This is a genomic window from Cohaesibacter marisflavi (assembly GCF_900115225.1).
GTDB lineage: Bacteria > Pseudomonadota > Alphaproteobacteria > Rhizobiales > Cohaesibacteraceae > Cohaesibacter > Cohaesibacter marisflavi.
In genome coordinates, this window is record NZ_FOVR01000005.1 from 100373 (window position 1) to 119234 (window position 18862).

Below are 18862 nucleotides of genomic sequence, written 5' to 3' on the forward strand. Positions count from 1 at the left end.
GAAGCAGACAAGTTCTCAACACAAGCGCTGCAGTGCGAGGCCTATCGTGCAAAGAAAACTCCCTCCTTTCAGTGCCCTCAAGGCGTTTGAAGCGGCCGCAAGAAACGGGTCTTTTGCACGCGCTGCAGCAGAGCTGAATGTCACCGCCACCGCTGTGAGCCAACATGTCAAAGGTCTTGAAAACTGGCTCGGGGAAGCCCTTTTTGTTCGTCATGCCAATGGCGTTGAGTTGAGCGACAGGGCCAAAGCGCTTGTGCCCGAGGCGTCTCGCCTGCTCGATGAAATCGCCACGCTCTTGCCTCCGGCGCAGGAAGAAAATAATTCCGTATCCGTAACGATATCGGCTCCCAGAGCCTTTGCGGACGGATGGCTCGGGCCGCGTTTGGCAGATTTTCAGAATGAGAATCCCGGCATTACCGTATTTGTGGATGCGGAAGACAAGCAAAGTCATCCTGAGCGCAATGTCACAGCCGATTTGATGATTTCGCGAATGCCCGCAACAGATGACGGCCTCTTGTCCGAATTGTTGTTTAAAGACCGCATCATGCCAGTCTGTACCGAGCAATATCGCGACCTGATGGGGCTGGATCATGCAGAGGGCTGGAAGTCCGTCACTCTTTTGCATGATGCGCATTGGGAAAAGGATTGGCCCTTCTGGGGTACGCAGCAGCCTGATGTCAAACTGGATTGGCTTGCGGGTCCTCGCTATCCCAATCATTGGCTGCTTCTGGAGGCGGCAAGGCAAGGGCGCGGGGTCGCCATGGCCCATATGGACTTGGCCGCAGACTCCCTAATGGAGCAATCGCTTGTATCGCTGGCGCCTCAATCCGTCGCAACAGGGGACAGCTATTTCCTCACGAGACGACGGGGCCATCGCTCACCGGCGGCCATTCAGTTGCGCGCCTGGCTTCTGGGCTGCATGCGTTAAGGCCCAAACACAAGTTCCCGATGAGCTCACACGAGGTCAAAGTGATCCTTCAAGTAGGGCGCTGGAATCAGCACGCATCAAAGCGCGCGTTATATTGGCTCCTGCTGTAGCCTTTAAATAATGGATTTGAAAAAGAAAAGGAGACTCACGGCGGAGCCTCCTTGAGAATGTGATCCATGGACGTAGCACCAGCAGAGGAACGTCGAGGGGAGGAGAGAGACGCACTGGCAAGCCCGAACCACAAGGTTATAATAAGTCTAGACGGCCCGCTTTGGACCAACTTTGATCAATGTCATATTTGACGAGCAAAGGGCTTTGGGCATATGCGACGAAACAGCGCACCTGGGTAATTTTGCAAAGACTTTGGTCTTAAAGATCTGACGCTTACGTTAGGGTAATGAGACTTTCGGCGTATGAGGATCAAGCAAGAGGGCACATTGCTGATCTTAAAAGGCCGGATAATTCAAAATGATAAAGCACGCTGTGGTTCTTTATAGGACAAATGAAAACACCCGGAGGGTGTCCGGGTGTTTTGAAATTTCGAATTCATATCTTCCACTTACGTTAAGGGAAGGTGACGTAGCAGCGCCGCGTTAGACGCTCTTGTCGACGCCGTCTGCATCATCGGCAGGCTGCGCGGGGAACTTCGGTCCACCCTTGGCAACACCAACCATCGCAGGGCGCAGAACGCGGGTTCCGATAACGTAACCGGACTGCACGACCTGAATAACCGAATTGTTCGGAACATCCGGGTTGGGTACTTCAAACATGGCCTGATGATAATTCGGGTCGAATTTCTCCCCTTCCGGGTTCAGCTTCTTGACGCCGTGCTTTTCCAGGGTTTTGAGCATTTCCCGTTCGGTCATCTCGGTGCCTTCCAGCAGAGCTTTCAAAGCGCCATCAGCGTTGGCCCGTTCTTCCTCGGGAATGGCTTCCAGACCACGACGCAGATTGTCAGCCACCGCTAGCATGTCACGTGCAAAGCTGGTAACGGAAAACTGCTTGGCATCGCGGATTTCCTTTTCGGTCCGGCGACGCAGATTTTCCATTTCCGCCACAGTGCGCAGCAGCTGGTCTTTCATCTCGGAAGCTTCTTTTTCCATCTCCTGAATGCGCAGCTCGGCAGCTTCCAGGGGATTGAGATAAGTCTCCTCTTGGGAAACCTCTTCAGCCGGAGCCTCGGCAAGCGGGTCTACGACAGCTTCAGGATTACGGGTTTCGTCAGACATCTACTAGCCTCTATTTTGATTGCGTGCCCAAAATGGCAGGCAGCGTGCATCCACTGCCCGGGCATGAGTTTGAACCGGATATCGAGCTTTCTGATCAAAAAATCAAGAGCTCAGGGCCAAAGAGTTGAATAAAGCGGCCCAATTGTTCAGATTGTGGAACCAATCAGTCGCTTTCAAATCGTCTTTTCGGATCTGTCAGCATGCTGCTCAGCACCCGCGCGGTATAATCGACCATGGGCACGATGCGCGCATAATTGAGCCGGGTCGGGCCAATAACGCCCAGCACGCCGACGATCTTCTGGTTGCCGTCGCGGTAGGGAGATACAATGACCGATGAGCCCGAGAGCGAAAAGAGCTGGTTTTCCGAACCGATATAAATGCGAACCCCGTCGCCCTGTTCGGCCAGTTCCAGAAGCTGAACGAAATCCTTCTTGGATTCCAGATCGTCAAACAGATGACGGATGCGTTCAAGATCTTCCTGCGCTGTGACATTTTCCAAAAGGTTGGAGCGCCCGCGAATGATCAGGCTCTGTGGCTGGTCCTCGCTGGCTCCGGCCCATGTGGCGATCCCGGATTCCACCAGCTTTGCGGTGAGATCATCCAATTCGGCCTGCAGCTCCACGTGATGGGCTTCAATTTCCTTTTGCGCTTCAGACAGGGTCTTGCCCCGAATATGGGCGTTGAGAAAGTTGCTCGCCTCTGTGAGCGCCGAGGCGGGCAAACCCTTGGGCAGGGTCATAAGGCGGTTTTCCACCTTGTCATCTTCATCCACGAGGACTACCAGCGCCTTGGTGGCTTCCAGCCGTACAAATTCAACATGCTTGAGGCGCTGATCCTGCTTGTTGGCCAGAACGAGCCCCGCGCCGGAAGATAGGCCGGACAGCATCTGGCTCGCCTGTGTCAACAGACTCTCGAAGCCGGCATCAGGCTGATGGGAAGACGTCATCTGCCGTTTTATGGCGTTGCGCTCGTCGTTCGACAGGTCGCCAAATTCCATCATCGCATCAACGAAAAAGCGCAGGCCCATTTCTGTGGGCAAGCGGCCGGCACTGGTGTGGGGCGAATAGATCAGCCCCAATTGCTCCAGATCGGACATCACATTGCGCACCGATGCTGGCGACAGGGAAATGGGCAAGGCGCGGGAAATGTTGCGCGATCCCACAGGATCACCAGTCGAAAGATAGGATTCCACGATGGTGCGGAAAATATCCTTTACCCTGTCATCCATTCCAACCAATGGCGGTATCTGGTTCAGACGGTCTCGTTCAAACATTTCTATATCCGTGTTCAAGCAGCCCGGAAGCAGCCGGATTGACGATTGGCACCACAAAGCGGTTGGGCAACTGTTCCATTTATGCCCCAAAAGCAGGAAAAGCTGCAAGCGCCCCTTGTCACCTGCTGCTGACGCTTTTAAGAAGCTTGAGGAAACGCCACAAGGGCGTTCGCACAAATTGGATCATGCATAGCATAACGATATATAGGTGCGAATATTCAAGGGAAAACTGTCTATGACAGCAAACAGCCCCGAGCGCCCACTATTTTAACATCACAAGAAAGCAAGGCAGGAGAGCATAATGCGCCCTTCCAAACGGAATCCCGACCAGAAACGCGTCGTCACCATGACACGCAACGTCTCCAAACACGCGGAGGGCTCTTGCCTGATCAAATGCGGCGATACCCATGTATTGTGCATCGCCAGCCTTGAAGAGCGCATTCCGCCCTGGCTGCGCGGACAGAATCGTGGTTGGGTCACCGCTGAATATGGCATGTTGCCGCGCGCCACTGGCGATCGTATGCGCCGCGAAGCACAGGCTGGCAAGCAGTCTGGCCGCACGCAGGAAATTCAGCGTCTGATTGGTCGTTCCCTGCGCGCCGTTGTCGATCTTGAAGCGCTCGGCGAGCGTCAGATCACCATCGACTGTGATGTGCTTCAGGCAGACGGCGGCACCCGCACCGCTTCTATCACCGGTGCATGGGTAGCGCTGAATGACTGCATCGAATGGATGCGGGCCCGTGGCATGATCGCTGCTGACACAAAGGTTCTTAAAGATCAGGTCGCCGCCATTTCCTGCGGTATCTATAACGGCACCCCGGTGCTCGATCTGGATTATCTGGAAGATTCCGATGCGGAAACCGATTCCAACTTTGTCATGACCGGCAAGGGTGGCATCGTGGAAATTCAGGGCACCGCCGAAGGAGACCCATTCTCCGAAGACGAATTCGCCCAGCTGATGGCGCTTGCCAAAAAGGGTATCGGCGAGCTGGTTACCCAGCAGCTTGAAGCCCAGCCTCAGGACTAGTCTCAGGAGTAAAGACCCATGGCAAATAGATTATCCGCTGACACCCCGCTTGTTGTGGCCAGCCATAACAAGGGCAAGATCCGCGAAATCAAGGATCTGCTTGGCCATTATGGCCTCAGCATCAAAACCGCGACCGAACTGGATCTGGAAGAGCCTGAAGAAACCGGCACGACCTTTGAAGCCAATGCGGAGCTCAAGGCCATGGCTGCGGCCAAGGCAACCGGCCTGCCTGCGTTGGCCGATGATTCCGGCTTTGCGGTTGATGCACTTGATGGTGATCCGGGAATCTATTCTGCCCGTTGGGCTGGCCCTGACAGGGATTTTGCTCAAGCCATGCGCAACGTGGAAGAAAAGCTGCAGGCGCTTGGCGCAACCACGCCGGAAAAACGCAGCTGTCGCTTTGTTGCGGTGCTTTGCCTTGCCTGGCCAGATGGGGAAACCCGTTTCTTCCGCGGCGAAGTGGAAGGACTGGCCGTTTGGCCGCCACGCGGTGAAAAGGGCTTTGGCTATGATCCGATGTTCCAGCCCGAGGGCTTTGATATCACCTTTGGCGAAATGGAACCGGACCAGAAACATGGCTGGAAGCCGGGGGAGGAGACTGCCTTGTCGCATCGCTCCCGCGCGTTCAAGCTTTTTGCCGATGCATGCCTTGAAGGGTAATTGCCCATGGTGACAGGTGAGCCTATGCGCCTTGACAATCAACAACTCTCAAAGCCGGGACCAGACAATCCCGGCTTTGGCATTTATTTGCACTGGCCTTTTTGCAAGGCCAAATGCCCCTATTGCGACTTCAATTCCCATGTGCGCCACCAGCCTGTGGATCAGCAGCGCTTTGCTTCTGCCATGATTGCCGAGCTTGGCCTTTATGCCAGTCGCATCAAGGGGGCAGGGCGGAGCGCGCCTGTTACCTCAATCTTTTTCGGTGGCGGCACACCTTCTCTGATGCAGCCCGCCATCGTTGGCCAACTGCTCGATGCTGTCGCTGATCTCTGGACCGTGGCGCCAGACGCCGAAATCACGCTGGAAGCCAACCCCACATCTGTGGAAGCGGAGCATTTCAGGGGCTACGCCAGCGCGGGGGTCAATCGCGTTTCCCTTGGGGTACAGTCGCTCTATGATGATCAGTTGCGTTTTCTGGGCCGGATGCACAGCGCCGATGAGGCGAAGGTCGCCATCGAGCTGGCACAAAAGCATTTTGACCGCATGTCGTTCGATCTCATCTATGCCCGCCCGCATCAAACGCCAAAAGCATGGGCCAGGGAGCTGGACGAGGCCATCGCATTGGCTGCCGATCATCTCTCGCTCTATCAGCTCACCATCGAGCAGGACACGCCCTTCTTCGCGCTGTATCGCAATGGCAAATTCGAGCTGCCCGATGAAGACACCTCGGTGGCGCTCTATGAAATGACCCACGAGCGGCTGGAAATGCATGGCATGCCTGCCTATGAAATTTCCAACCATGCCCGTCCGGGCTATGAATCCCGCCACAATCTGACCTATTGGCGCTATGGCGACTATGTCGGCGTTGGCGCCGGTGCCCATGGGCGGTTACAGCTGGCCAATGGCAGGCTCGCGACCAGCAATGAGCGCCACCCTGAAAGCTGGCTGAAGCGGGTCGAACAACAGGGTACGGGGGCGATCGAAGAGGAAATTCTGACCCTTGAAGAGCAAAGCGATGAATTTCTTATCATGGGCCTGCGTGTCAAGGAAGGCATAGACCTTGATCGCTATGAGAAACTGGCAGGCAGACAGCTTGATGCAGGGCGCATTGACGGTCTGGTCGGCGAGGGGCTGTTGGTGCGCGAGGGTAACCGCATCCACGCCACCCGCAAAGGCTTTCTTGTGCTCAACGCACTGGTCGCCGATTTGGCCAGTGAATAATCAAGAGCACCCCGCCTTTGGAAAGTGGCTATAAAAACAGGCCATAGAATGAGCGCAAAAAAAGGGAGCCATTTGGCTCCCTTTTTGAGTCTGTTTTGATCAATAGTGCGTGCCTAGTTTGGTAGGCCTGCCGCCGACATGGGGGCTTGATCAATAATTCTGGCGTTGCCATCGGAAATTTCCATGATCGCAAGGCTGCGCTGGGATGTGCCATCCGCGCGGAAGCGGAAGAAGCCATCACCAAAGCCGATGAAGCCATTGGGATCGGTCAGGGTCTGCGGCGAGAAGCGACGCTCCCCGGACTGGGCCACCAGAGCCGCAGCGAGAATAACGCTGTCATAAGCCAGCGAAGCAACGCGCGGTGGCTGTGAGCCGAACTGGGCTGCATAGCGATTGGCGAAGCTGTCAAACCCGATGGTGCGTCCATCAAGATTGCGCAAAACTTTTGGAGCGGCAGGATACCAGGCGCCCGACAACATGGGTTCACGCGCAATGGCCGGCTGATCCCACTGGCCGGAGCCAAGGAATGTAACGGATTTGTTGCGAACACCCTGTCCGGCAAGAAGCTGGGTCGCAGAAACGGCCGCAGCGCCTTCGGGAATGAAGATCGTATCGATCTGGTCCTTGACCTTGGCAATCTGCTCGGCGGCATTCTGCAGGCCGAACGGATCAGGCTTGTTGCCCGATTTATAGCTCTCGATGGTCATCACGCGCATGCCATGACGGGCTGCATTCTGACGCAAGGAAGCCTCTACGATATTTCCGTAAGGTGTCTGGGGGACCATGGCAGCGATGCTGCGTTTCCCCTGAGACGCCGCATAGGAAATGATGCGCTCGACGTCATTCTCTGGCGTGAAGTTGATGAGATAGACACCCTGCGCCGCAGCGCCGGTATCCGTTGTGAAGGCAATCATCGGAACGCCAGCCGGTTTTAGCACCATGCCAGCGCGTTTGACTGCATCAGAGCGAAGCGGGCCGATGACCAGCTGAGCGCCTTCGGCCAGTGCGCGGCTGGCCTGCTGGGAGGCACCACTTGTGCTCTGGCCAACATCTTTCACGATGACTTGCAAATCAGCGGAGCTGTAATCCTGCAGCGCCATGGCAGCCGCATTTCGGAGTGCCTGCCCGGTTTGCCCGAAGACCCCTTGCGCAGAAGAGGGCGTCAGCAACGCCACGCGCACAGAACCCGACCCGAGCACTTCGCCCGTGGGTTCGGCAATGGTCACTGGCTGGTTGGTCCCGGTTCCGAAGCCAGGCCCTGAGAGCGTCGTCGGATTACAGGCAGCGAGCAGGGAAGCAGCGCCGATCACGGCGCCGGAAACGGTGTGACGGATCAGCCTGTTCAGGAGCGGGCGAGCGTCAGGGGACGAGCGAAATAAACCTATCAATTTCTGGCCTCCAAATCAGACCACATGTCCGTATTGATTTGCATCGTTTGAATGGTGGAGCTGAATAGACCTATGGCAGCACATTAGAAGGAGCCCGTAAAGAGCTATCTATGCACGAATGCATCCCTCAAATCATCCCAACAACGCAGCGTGTTTGATTCCTTGATTTGTCAGAATTATGGTTTGATAACAAGCGCCTTGGGGAACGCACAGAGAAAAGTGTGATATTTCAACAAAACTGTGGCCTATTTGTCGCGAATCACCCCGGCTATTCACACGACAGGCGCGCCGCGGTGTGGCATGATCAAATGCAGCAACAAAAGCTGTGAAACGCTGTGGCGGGGGTGAAAATGCACCTCAAAGAGCGAAATGAAAGCGCAAGAGATGACCGAAATAGACGAAACAGCCCATGCAGATGAACCTGATGGAGCATCGCTTTGCGCTCATGAAGACGGGGATGAAGCCACCGATGGCCATGCCCGCAGGGATTATATTCTGCTTGGCTCCAAGCAACGGGCCCCTAGTCTTGCCTCAGCGCTCTACATCGTAGCGACCCCGATTGGCAATCTGAAAGATATGACGGTGCGCGCGCTTGAGGTTCTGGCCGGTTGCGACATCATCGCCTGTGAAGACACCCGCGTCTCGCGCAAGCTGCTGACCCACTATGGCATTCACACGCGCCTCATTACCTATCATGAGCATAATGCCGACAAGCAGCGCCCCTATTTGCTCAATGCCCTTGACGAGGGAAAGGCCGTGGCGCTGATTTCAGATGCTGGCACGCCGCTGCTTTCAGACCCGGGATACAAGCTCGTTGCCGATATGCTGGAAGCGGATCATGCTGTTGTGCCCATTCCCGGCGCGTCGGCTATGCTTTCCGCGTTGGTTGCAAGCGGTTTGCCCACTGATCAGATCCACTTCGCCGGTTTCCTGCCCCAGAAGGCGGGCGCCAGAAACCGCAAGCTGGCAGACCTCAAGGATATCCCCGGTACGCTGGTCTTTTATGAAAGTCCGCGCCGCCTCGGGGCTGTTCTGCCAGCCATGGCCGAGCATCTGGGCGCAGGGCGCGAAGTTGTCATCGCGCGCGAGCTCACCAAGAAATTTGAGGATTTCCATCGCGGCGCGCTTGGGGAACTGGCTGAGCATTACGCCAATGTTGATGCTCCCAAGGGGGAAGCAGTGGTTCTGCTTGGCCCGGCAGAGGAAGAAGCTCCTGATGAAAATGATATCGATGCAATGATCATCAGGGGCCTTGAAGAGGGCCAACATATCAAGGCGCTGTCTGGCGAGATTGCCCAGAAGGTCGGGGCCAAGAAGAATGATATCTACAAGCGCGCACTGGGCTTGAAAGATGCTTTGGGCAATGGTGGAGACAAGGCATAGACCGATGGCAAGTTTGCAGCCTTCCAAACCCGCTTTGAGGCCCAAAAGAAAAGCCAGCAAGACCCGGCACCGCAAGGAAAGCTATGAGCGGGGTGTGCGTGTCGAGCGCTGGGCAGGTTGGATCATGCGGGTGAAGGGCTTTGAGATCATCAAGCGGCGCTACAAGGCGCAAGGGGGAGAGATCGATCTCATTTGCCGGAAGGACGACCTCATCGTCTTCCTCGAGGTCAAATATCGAGACTGTCTTGATGATGCCCTTTATGCCATCACCCCGCGCAATCAGGGTCGGATTGTGGCTGCCGCCAGTCACTATATCGCAGAGGCCGAAGAGGAACCCGTCAGTAGTTACCGGTTTGACATCATGGCCTTTGCAAAGGGGGCGGGCCCTGCACCCCGCTGGACGCATCTGGAATCCGCATTCGAGGCCTTTTGAGAGACGTCGGATCATAGCCGACTATTCTGGATGGCGGCCCTGACAATCGGCACCTTGAAATATGCTTTCAAAGCGGACATATAGGAACTGACACTTTCTTCCGGACCAACGCTTCCGGACAATCCCGATATTCTCAAGCCGGAGCATCCGTCATGGCTCAGTCACGCACGCTTAAAGTCGCGTTTCAAATGGATCACATCAAGGGCATCAATATTGCAGGGGATTCCACCTTTGCCATGATGCTGGAAGCGCAAAAGCGCGGGCATGAAATTTTCCACTATACGGTCGATACAATGGCCATGGAAAATGGCGAGGTCTTTGCCTCGGTAGAGCCGGTTGAAGTGCGCGACGAAGCGGGCAGCCACTTCACTCTTGGAGATGCCGTGCGGACCAATCTGGCCGAGTTCGACGTCATTCACATGCGTCAGGATCCACCGTTTGATCTCAACTATATCTCCGCTACCCATATGCTGGAGCGCATTCACCCCAAGACGCTGGTGGTCAACGATCCGGCCAACGTGCGTAACGCGCCCGAGAAAATTTTCGTCACCCAGTTCCCAGACTTGATGCCGCCAACCATCATCACCCGTTCGGAAGATGAATTGCGTGCCTTTAAGGAAAAGCACGGCGACATCGTCATGAAGCCGCTTTATGGCCATGGCGGTGCGGCGGTTTTCCGGTTGAACAAGGAAGATCAGAATTTCGGCTCTCTGGTGGCGCTGTTCGGCGACATTTTCCGCGAGCCATGGGTTGCCCAGAAATTCCTGCCTGACGTGAAGGCTGGCGACAAGCGCATTCTGCTGGTCGATGGTGAGGCCGCTGGTGCGGTGAACCGGATTCCTGCCGATGATGATCTGCGTTCTAACATGGTGCGTGGCGGGGCTGCTGCCAAAACAGAGCTGACTGATCGCGAAAAGGAAATTTGCGAACGCATCGGGCCTGCGCTCAAGGAAATGGGCTTTATTCTGGTGGGGATTGATGTGATCGGTGGCTATCTCACCGAAATCAACGTGACGTCCCCGACGGGCATCCGCTCCATTCAGAAGCTTTCGGGCATTGACGTTGCGGCCATGGTCTGGGACGCAATCGAAGCCAAGCGCGCTTAAAAAGAAGGCTCCGGTTCAGAAGCCTTTTTGACAAAGCTTGACCAGTTGCAAGACATATGTGTATCTACGAAGCAAGAGACCTGAATGGACCGCATTTGTCTTGCGTCTGGTGTGACCTGCCAGCCGCTATGCTTTGAATGAGGATAGCATGTCCCGACTGGAAAAGCTGCGGGTGATGGCCCTGTGCGTCTCAATGTCTGCAGGTGCGGCCCCCATGGCTGTGGCTGAAGATCTGCCGACCTTGCCTGACGACAAGGCAACATTGGAAGGCCTCGGCGCGGCCCTGTTTTTTGACGAAAATCTCTCCAAGAATCGCAATCAGGCCTGTGCGACCTGCCATTCTCCGGATGTGGGCTTTGCCGATCCGCGCCCCAATGGCCTTGATGGATTGGCTGGACGCGCGGCGTCTTTGGGCGATGATGATCAGTCGATCGGGGATCGTAACGCCCCGACGGCGAGTTACGCTGCCTTCAGTCCGAAGTTCCATCTCAATGAAGACGGCCTTTATGTTGGTGGCCAGTTCCTTGACGGACGCGAGCCCGATCTGGAAGGGCAGGCGGGTGGACCGCCGCTTAATCCCATTGAAATGGGCATGCCGGACAAGGCCTCCGTTGTCGAACGGCTCAAGGAGAATGAGGAATATGTCAACGGTTTCAAGTTGCTCTATGGAAAAGACATTTTCGAAGAGTCCGAGCGCGCCTATCGAGCGATGACCGAAGCCATCGCGGCTTTCGAGCGTACGGAATTCTTTAGCCCGTTTGATTCCAAATATGATCGCTATTTGCGCGGGGAAGCCGAGTTTACCAATGAAGAGGAATTGGGGCGGACCTTGTTCTTCTCCCAGCAGTTTACCAACTGCAACCAGTGCCATCAGCTGCGTCCTCGCCCGGGCATGGAGAAGGAAACCTTCACAAACTACCAGTATTTCAACATCGGTGTGCCTGCCCACAAAGCCTTGAGAGCGGCCAACGGCTCAAAGGCCGATTTTATCGATCACGGCCTTTTGGAAAACAATCCGCACGTGACCGACAAGAAATGGGATGGCACCTACAAGACCAGCACATTGCGCAATGTAGCCGTGACAGGCCCCTATATGCATAACGGGGTGTTCAACGACCTTGAAACGGTGATCCGCTTTTACAACAAGTATAATTCACGCGCCAAGAGTGCTTTGATCAACCCCGAAACCAATGAGCCATGGGGTGAACCGGAGGTGGCTGATACCATCGATATGGAAAAGCTGACCGATGGTCCGGCGCTGGATGAACGCCGCATCAAGGCTCTGGTTGCCTTCTTGAAAACGCTCACCGATCAGCGCTATGAATATCTATTGGAAGACTAGCCCCTTGATGTGTCCGGCTGTGGCTGATCAGTATCTGATCAGCCTTTGAAGAGTATGGGCCGGAGGCCTTCGCTTACGGAAGGCACTTCAAGACAAGAGAAAGAGCCCAGGACCATGTGTGCCAATCTCAAGAAGCCAACCTCTCCGGGTATCCGCATCGCCATTCCGCCGCTGATCTTTGTTTTGTGCGGTGGGGGCGCTCTGGCGCTGGAGTGGTTTTATTTCTATTCTGTCGGCCCACTTTCGGCTTTGGGGATTCCCATTCTAACGCTCGTTATCTGCGGTTTCCTGATTGGTTGGGCTGGTTTCGCCTTTATGGGATGGGGGTTTTTCAAGTTCAAGCTGGTTGGTACGACAACCAACCTGATTGACCCAGCTTCGCAACTGGTGAGCAGCGGGGCGTTTCGCTTCAGTCGAAACCCGATGTATGTGGGTTTTGTGGTGATGCTGTTCGCAGGGATCATCCTGTTTGACAGTATACCCTTCCTGATCGCCACACTCACTATGTTCTTCTATCTGGATCGTTTCGTGATACCACGCGAGGAAGCCTATCTCCGGGCCGAATTTGGCAAGGCTTTTACAGACTATTGCGCCCGAACCCGCCGTTGGCTCTGATCAGGCATCTGCCTAAAAAGGTCAGAAGGCAAAGCCAAGCTGTCCGGGACTGCAAATCTGCCCCGGGGTGATGCCTTCATGGGATAGCAGCCAGAGTTTCAAGTCTATGCCGCCGCCAAAACCAACCATGGAACCGTCTGCGCCAATAACCCGATGACAGGGGATGATAATCGGCAAGGGATTGGCATGATTGGCCATGCCCACCGCCTGTGCCCCTTTTGGTTTGCCAACCCGCTTGGCGATTTCCCCATAGCTGACAATCGAGCCATAGGGGATGGAGGAAAGGGCGCGCCAGACGGAGAGCTGGAACTGTGACCCCTTGAGCAGATAGGACACGGTGAAACGCTCCAGCTTCTTTTCGAAATAGGCGTCCAGCTCGCGCCGCGCATCAGCAAAGCTGTCAGGATTTTCACGCCATGCAGTATCGGCCGGGATCGCGTCTCCGTCGACGGGGAAGGAGAGCGCGTGCAAACAGTCCTCCATTCCGCTGAGCAGAAGGGGACCAATCGGGCTCTCATGATAACAAAATTGGATCTCGTTTGCGTTCACTTCACGACCTGCCAATTCGATAGAGTTGTGCGTCTGACCTCTCCTGTATAGGGCAAAATTGTGTTCACATATTGTTCTTGAAGCACAACTAGAAACATCATATGGTTGTTAAAATTTCTTCATCACGCAGAAATGGTTTTGTTCTTTTCAATTTTTTGAGTTTACCATGGTTTCCCATGTTCAAACGGTTTCCTTTCAGGGCATAGCCGCCACGCCCGTTGATGTTCAGGTGCATGTGGCTTCGGGCTTGCCAGCCTTTACCATTGTTGGCCTGCCTGACAAGGCTGTGGCGGAAAGTCGCGAGCGGGTGCGGGCCGCGCTTTCGGCCTCTGGCCTGTCGCTGCCGCCCAAACGCATCACCATCAATCTCGCTCCGGCGGATTTGCCCAAGGAAGGCAGCCATTTCGATTTGCCCATCGCTCTTGGCCTGATGGCAGCCATCGGAGCGGTTCCGGCCGACAGTCTGGATGCCTATACGGTGCTGGGCGAGCTGGCGCTTGATGGCCGGTTGGCACCCGTTGTCGGGGTGCTGCCAGCAGCCATTGCAGCCAATGGCGAGGAGCGGGGCCTCATTTGCCCGTTTGATTGCGGGCCGGAAGCGGCATGGGCCGATCCGGATATGGATATACTGGCCCCCGATAGCCTTATCTCGCTGGCCAATCATTTCAAGGGCAGTCAGGTCCTCTCGCGGCCCCATGCCTCGATCCGTGACCCCAATGCGTCCCTTATTGATTTATCCGATATCAAGGGGCAGGAGGTGGCCAAGCGGGCGCTTGAGGTCACTGCGGCCGGTGGTCACAACATGCTCCCATTGTCAACTATAGACCCGCAATCAACTGTCAGATCTCAGCGTGTTGGCTGGTTTATGCGGATTTGGTCCCTGAGGTTCTGGGCTTCGGTCTTTGCATTCTCCAGCAAATAGATCAGTATGGCAGCATTATCTCGATCTGGTTCTGTCAGCTCCTTAGCTTCTTCAATCAATCCAATAATCTTCTCGTAAGTCTGTCTCATGAAATATGCTCTTCTCGCCTTGTTCCTCTTCACCAGTGTGGCCGCCGCGCAATCCATGCCCTTTATGAAGAAATGCGGCTCCAACCGATACAATTGTGTTGTCGATGGAGATACCATTTGGCTCAAAGGGGTAAAGTACCGCTTGAAAGACTACGACACACCAGAGTCCCAAACAAATGTCTGTGGTGGCGACTTTGAGAAGCAGTTGGCAAACAAGGCATCAAAGCGGTTGATAGAGCTGCTCAATGGCAACGATTGGAAGATCGTCACCACAGGAGAGGAGGGGTACTACAAGCGCCAATTAGCCAGCATCATCATCAAAGGGGAAGACGTTGGTGACATCTTGATCCGTGAAAGGTTGGCCCGTCGGTGGCCTGATGGTGACGAGTGGTGGTGTAAGTAAGTATAACTTTGCGGGTTATATAAAGGGAGGACTTCAATAATGGAACACTTTGATCCCGAGAAAGTTTTTAATGGTCACCGTGATCGATATATGGAAATTCTCAAACCTCTTTTCTTCCCGCATCCAGAAATTCAGGGTGATGTGGTTTGTTACTTTGCGTCTTTGCTTCGTATGCTCGGCATAGAGGACAAAGGTTGGGATCCCTATGCTGAAAGCAAATCAATACTAGATGATCTCAATAGGCTTATGAAAACGGGCATCCCGGAAGAAGAAAAAACACCGTGGCGGTTGGGGCTTTTACTATATTGCCACATTGTTGAAATGGATGCTCCGTACGATGTTTTGGCAAACTTACTGAGGTATCGACTTGGAAAAGGATACAGCCCGTCCCCATTTTATGATTTTCTTGGCGAAAAAGAAAAGAAAAATTTCGCTAAAAACGGCATTCGTACAGGCAGGAAAATTGCGATAATAAAAGAGTTGTCAGTAGAAGCCGATCTCAAAGTCGGTGATATCTTCGAAGAATTTTATAATAATAAGCTAAGGAATGCAGTTCAGCATTCAGATTTTATACTAGAAGATAAGGAATTTCGCTCACGAAATGGCATTAGTGGGGTGAAGTCATTTGTTATAGACTATGAGAAAATAGATGTTTTGATTACAAAATCAAAGGCATTTATTGCTGCATTTTTTAAAATTGAGATAATTTCAAGACAAATTTGGGGATTGGAAAAAGGAAAAGCAATTCCGTATGACGATTGTTATAAAGGGCTTTTAGAAATACTTGTTGATGATAGAGACTTGCTTTGTGGCTTTTCTGTTCATTGGCCAAACAATTCTCAATCCGTTTATCGCAGAACCGAAACAGGTATCGAGATGATCAATTGCAGCCTGAATGTGAAAGAAGCTGGGGTTAATCTTTGGGTCGATCTCTATGCAAGAAACCCGGGCCAATTCAGTCCTTTAGTAGAGCATGACGCGGAGCCTATTTATGCGCCATTGGAAAATTCTGACATAAGGCCCAGTTGGCCAAAATGAGGGTGAACCGGTAAAAACACACTGATAGAGACCAAGACGCCTGAAAACAGACAGATAGCGCCTAACCTCTTTGCGCCCATCTCCTTGCCTCTCTCACTGCCTCCAAGATGTCCTCTTTGGGTATACCCCTGCAGGACGTCCGATGAACGCCTGTGGACCGTCCTATTTGAGTCCTTTTCAAATTATCGGACAAACGATATTGATATGTCTAGACCCTATTCGGACACTACGGGACAGGCATCAATGAAGAAATATGGATATGCTCGCGTCAGTACCACTGACCAAGATCTCACCGTGCAGATAGAAGCTCTGGCACCATTCACTGACATGATCAGGGAGGAGAAGCAGTCCGGTACCAGCTTGAAGAACCGCTCTGAGCTTCGGATCATCCTTGATTTCATCCAAGAGGGTGACGTTCTGGTGGTCACTCGGATTGACCGCTTGGCTCGTTCGGTGGCTGACCTGTCTGCTATTGTGAAGGAGCTGATGGACAAAGGCGCATCCCTTGAGGTAACCGAGCAGAACATCGACACCAACACAGCAACTGGCAAAGCCTTCCTCCAGATGCTTGGTGTGTTTGCTGAGTTCGAGACCAACATCAGGCGAGAGAGGCAGCTTGAAGGGATCGCCAAGGCCAAACAGGAAGGCAAATACAGGGGACGTAAGAAGAGCATCGACAGGGAAGCGATCAAGAAGTTGCAGCAAGCAGGCAAAGGACCGGCTGCTATCGCCAAGGAGCTGGGTGTTGCTCGGTCCAGCGTCTACCGTCTTCTTGAAGAGCAGACAGGGTAAGGTACCCCTTCCCCCCTCATATGTACTAGACAGCCTCTGGTTTATCCTTCTCGTCACCTCTCGAAAAGCCAGAGGTGGCTGCTTGGGGAATTGAAGGGGCTGCCTTGGGAATGCTTCCTGCCGGTCTGTGTCAGTTCGGGGACCGGTACGGGGGTTGTCGCGCAAGCTGTTAATCCGATTGGTCGCTCAGAAAATTATGCCGAAAATTCCAAGGTGTCCTCCTCGGTCGTAACCACGGACCAACCCCAGTTTCTCATCAGGTCATCCCTTCAGCGCATCCAATGGCTGACACCGCAGGAGCAACAGTGGTGAGCCTGAGGACAACAGGACTGAAGGGAGACCGGAGTGGTTGCCGGTGTGTGGTCGCCACCTCAGCCGGAAAGGAAGAAACAGCCAAGGGCAACCCGAAGGGCAACGATGAGAAAGACAGGGGGGCAACCTGAGAGATCAACCTTGGTGGTGCAATGAAGTGGAACAGCACAACGGGATCTCGATCAGGTCATTCTTAAAGGGGATGGTGTTGGTGGTTACAGCCTTGGGGAACCATCACTATCCCTATAGGTGAACTAAAGGGAAACTATAGGTAAACTAAAGGTATACCTTAAGGTGAACCAAAGGGGCCTTCGGCCACCCTGTCGGGGACGCAACCTTATTTTCCCACCACTCAAGTCCATGTTCTAACTCGCTTTTCTGGGATGATAAAAGGTTCATCCTGTTGGTGTTCGAGGATGCGCCCTCCTCCTGCATGCTCCAGACAAGCCTCCAACGGCAGGGTAGCCTCCGTATGACTCTGAGAAGCCGCAGGAAAGCCTTCTTGGTCCCTGAGGTGTCAATGCGCCGCCGCTTCAGGATGGCGTTCTGTGAGTCCCTGAGGGCTATATGGTTGATCAAGGAGGGAGGTATGAAAAGACCCGCTTGGTTGCGGGTCCATTCTGTCTTCACTGTGATCGGGAATCGGCTTCGGCCTTACCGGCTACAGTTTTTACGGATCATCGTCTGTTCAATTGTCTGCTGCTGGCCCTTGATGTTGGCGACCTGTGGAGCAACATTGTCACCAGACAGCGAAGACACCGGCAGACCAATTAGGATTACACCGGCAATATCATTGCCTCGTGCTTTGTTTTGCTGGGCTGCAACCTGCTGATAAGCGTGAGACAGCCTTTCCTGTTCTTCAGCAAGCTGACTACAGCTCCAATCATTGTAGATCGTTGGCGAAATATACGACGCCTCGATGCTTTCCGGCTTTTTTGCGCAAGCTGTAACGAGCAGCAAGACTAAGCTTGATAAAATCACTTTTTTCATTGCAACATCCCATAACTTTTTTTGATTTTATCAACTTAAAGTATTTCACCTTAAAGTCGATGCGTCCTTTTGGAGATGTTGAGAAATATTACAAGGATGCCACTTCAGACTCCATAGGGACTCACAGGACTCGATTTAGGGCTGCCTAATGGGGAAGACTCTGGACCACCAAAAGCTGCTCAGTGACTCCCTGAAGGCCATACAGAGGCATGTTGAACGACTCCACAGGAAACTGAATCCAGCATAATTTTCATCCTTGACCGCAACGACTCACCAGCCTTACCCTTGGCCTTGTCGAGTTCAAAACCTCAATGGAAACCTTGGGTTATAGAGAAGTCCACGGCATTCTGCCTATGCAGTTTGTTGACGATAGATCTATGTCTTGAGTTTCCTGAAGTCAGCCGGTTAAGGTGGTTCTCCTCGTTCTGATGGGGCGGGAGGGCAGCGAATAGAAAACCCTTTCGAGGGGAATAAGCTCGCCTGACGTGTATCGGGTTCTGAACCTCCCGCCTACCAGACGGTCGTCAGAAGCTGTCTGTGTAGGTAACTGATCATCTTTTACACGAAGGATATCCAATTATGTCCAAGACCCACGACGCCGACATCATCGACTACAATGCATGCCTCATGCAGCATGAGAATGGGAAGAGTTATATGGTAACCTCTTTGGATATTCGGGCAAAGAACCTGGCGCAAGCTGTCGAGGATCTTCTCCCGCTTATCGGGTTCAATCAAACCATTGAGCTGATGGACTATAGGATTGCGGGAACGGCTGCCATCATTTATGCCGACGCCTCCGTAAAGGCTCCCGCTGAGGCTTCCCATGAAGATCCTGCTGATGCATCCCTTGAGGTTGCAGCCTAAAACAGACAGATATTGCTAGCATCGACGGATGAGAACTTGAGAGGGGTGGCTTAGGCTGCCCCCTTTTTGTTTTGGAGGCGTAACAATTTCAGCAAAGGCTGGATTAGTGCCAACGTATTGGGGAAACTGGAAGGGGCTCTGATAGGTTCTGTGCTTCCTGTCTGGCATGGTGCAGGGCTATCTTGAGATGAGCGGCTTCAACTCTGTCTTCTGTGAGGAGCAACGCTCTGTTGATCAGGGTGATGATCTTGAACCAAGGGTCTTTAAGCCGTGTGTCGTGCATTAGATGTCTCCTCTG

Annotated in this window: 19 protein-coding genes and 1 pseudogene; 15 read left to right on the forward strand and 5 right to left on the reverse strand. The window is 53.7% G+C overall.

From position 1 onward, the window contains the following. Positions 1 to 46 precede the first annotated feature (46 nt). Positions 47 to 928: a LysR substrate-binding domain-containing protein gene (locus tag BM258_RS11570; protein WP_090072393.1), complete on the forward strand. Its 882-nt coding sequence runs from the start codon at positions 47 to 49 to the stop codon at positions 926 to 928. A gap of 593 nt (positions 929 to 1521) precedes the next feature. On the opposite strand, the gene grpE is transcribed toward BM258_RS11570, so the two are convergent. Both grpE and hrcA read right to left on the reverse strand, forming a co-directional pair. Further along, a complete protein-coding gene (grpE, locus tag BM258_RS11575) occupies positions 1522 to 2157 on the reverse strand; it encodes a nucleotide exchange factor GrpE (protein WP_090072394.1) in 636 nt (211 codons plus the stop codon). A 163-nt stretch (positions 2158 to 2320) separates the two neighbouring features. After that, positions 2321 to 3430 carry a heat-inducible transcriptional repressor HrcA gene (gene hrcA, locus BM258_RS11580; protein ID WP_090072396.1) on the reverse strand — a complete coding sequence of 370 codons (1110 nt, stop codon included), beginning with the start codon at positions 3428 to 3430 and terminating at the stop codon, positions 2321 to 2323. A gap of 301 nt (positions 3431 to 3731) precedes the next feature. On the opposite strand from hrcA, the gene rph reads away from it, so the two are divergent. Genes rph through hemW form a run of 3 tightly spaced genes read left to right on the forward strand, consistent with a single transcriptional unit; the run spans position 3732 to position 6338 of the window. Next, complete coding sequence (gene rph / locus BM258_RS11585; RefSeq protein WP_090072398.1) at positions 3732 to 4457, forward strand: ribonuclease PH; 726 nt, start codon at positions 3732 to 3734, stop codon at positions 4455 to 4457. A gap of 18 nt (positions 4458 to 4475) precedes the next feature. Then, positions 4476 to 5117 (forward strand): RdgB/HAM1 family non-canonical purine NTP pyrophosphatase, encoded by a 642-nt coding sequence (gene rdgB / locus BM258_RS11590; RefSeq protein ID WP_090072400.1) that lies wholly within the window; start codon positions 4476 to 4478, stop codon positions 5115 to 5117. Between the two features lie 6 nt (positions 5118 to 5123). After that, positions 5124 to 6338, forward strand: a complete 1215-nt coding sequence (hemW, locus tag BM258_RS11595) for a radical SAM family heme chaperone HemW (RefSeq protein ID WP_407062717.1) — start codon at positions 5124 to 5126, stop codon at positions 6336 to 6338. Between the two features lie 113 nt (positions 6339 to 6451). Here hemW and BM258_RS11600 read toward each other — a convergent pair whose 3' ends face one another. After that, on the reverse strand, positions 6452 to 7726 hold the full coding sequence (locus tag BM258_RS11600) for a penicillin-binding protein activator (RefSeq protein WP_244544683.1): 1275 nt from the start codon (positions 7724 to 7726) through the stop codon (positions 6452 to 6454). A 384-nt stretch (positions 7727 to 8110) separates the two neighbouring features. Between BM258_RS11600 and rsmI the strand changes: the two genes are divergently transcribed. The 5 genes from rsmI (at position 8111) to BM258_RS11625 (ending at position 12605) form a co-directional block, all read left to right on the forward strand. Next, positions 8111 to 9109, forward strand: a complete 999-nt coding sequence (gene rsmI / locus BM258_RS11605; RefSeq protein WP_090072689.1) for a 16S rRNA (cytidine(1402)-2'-O)-methyltransferase — start codon at positions 8111 to 8113, stop codon at positions 9107 to 9109. 4 nt (positions 9110 to 9113) lie between these two features. Further along, positions 9114 to 9542, forward strand: a complete 429-nt coding sequence (locus tag BM258_RS11610; RefSeq protein ID WP_175528041.1) for a YraN family protein — start codon at positions 9114 to 9116, stop codon at positions 9540 to 9542. Between the two features lie 152 nt (positions 9543 to 9694). After that, on the forward strand, positions 9695 to 10648 hold the full coding sequence (gene gshB, locus BM258_RS11615; protein ID WP_090072406.1) for a glutathione synthase: 954 nt from the start codon (positions 9695 to 9697) through the stop codon (positions 10646 to 10648). Between the two features lie 148 nt (positions 10649 to 10796). Then, on the forward strand, positions 10797 to 11990 hold the full coding sequence (locus BM258_RS11620) for a cytochrome-c peroxidase (RefSeq protein ID WP_090072408.1): 1194 nt from the start codon (positions 10797 to 10799) through the stop codon (positions 11988 to 11990). Positions 11991 to 12104: 114 nt separating this feature from the next. Next, entirely contained in the window at positions 12105 to 12605 is a 501-nt protein-coding gene (locus tag BM258_RS11625) for a methyltransferase family protein (protein ID WP_175528042.1), read from the forward strand. Positions 12606 to 12626: 21 nt separating this feature from the next. Here the strand turns inward: BM258_RS11625 and BM258_RS11630 are convergent, their stop codons facing one another. After that, the gene (locus BM258_RS11630) at positions 12627 to 13154 is read right to left on the reverse strand and encodes a methylated-DNA--[protein]-cysteine S-methyltransferase (RefSeq protein WP_407062718.1); all 528 of its coding nucleotides are present in this window, start codon (positions 13152 to 13154) and stop codon (positions 12627 to 12629) included. Between the two features lie 166 nt (positions 13155 to 13320). On the opposite strand from BM258_RS11630, the pseudogene BM258_RS11635 reads away from it, so the two are divergent. The 5 genes and pseudogenes from BM258_RS11635 to BM258_RS24470 form a co-directional block, all read left to right on the forward strand. Then, a pseudogene (locus BM258_RS11635) lies at positions 13321 to 14010 on the forward strand (magnesium chelatase domain-containing protein); the annotation flags it as partial. Positions 14011 to 14163: 153 nt separating this feature from the next. Next, entirely contained in the window at positions 14164 to 14568 is a 405-nt protein-coding gene (locus tag BM258_RS11640) for a thermonuclease family protein (RefSeq protein WP_210186732.1), read from the forward strand. A 39-nt stretch (positions 14569 to 14607) separates the two neighbouring features. Then, positions 14608 to 15606 carry a hypothetical protein gene (locus BM258_RS11645; RefSeq protein ID WP_090072412.1) on the forward strand — a complete coding sequence of 333 codons (999 nt, stop codon included), beginning with the start codon at positions 14608 to 14610 and terminating at the stop codon, positions 15604 to 15606. A gap of 243 nt (positions 15607 to 15849) precedes the next feature. Continuing rightward, complete coding sequence (locus tag BM258_RS11650) at positions 15850 to 16398, forward strand: recombinase family protein (RefSeq protein WP_090072414.1); 549 nt, start codon at positions 15850 to 15852, stop codon at positions 16396 to 16398. Between the two features lie 281 nt (positions 16399 to 16679). Next, positions 16680 to 16841, forward strand: a complete 162-nt coding sequence (locus BM258_RS24470; protein WP_175528044.1) for a hypothetical protein — start codon at positions 16680 to 16682, stop codon at positions 16839 to 16841. Between the two features lie 523 nt (positions 16842 to 17364). On the opposite strand, the gene BM258_RS11660 is transcribed toward BM258_RS24470, so the two are convergent. Then, positions 17365 to 17700, reverse strand: coding sequence for a hypothetical protein (locus tag BM258_RS11660; protein WP_090072418.1), 336 nt, complete (start codon positions 17698 to 17700; stop codon positions 17365 to 17367). A gap of 579 nt (positions 17701 to 18279) precedes the next feature. Between BM258_RS11660 and BM258_RS11665 the strand changes: the two genes are divergently transcribed. Then, positions 18280 to 18564, forward strand: coding sequence for a hypothetical protein (locus BM258_RS11665; RefSeq protein ID WP_090072420.1), 285 nt, complete (start codon positions 18280 to 18282; stop codon positions 18562 to 18564). The last annotated feature ends 298 nt before the right edge of the window (positions 18565 to 18862 follow it).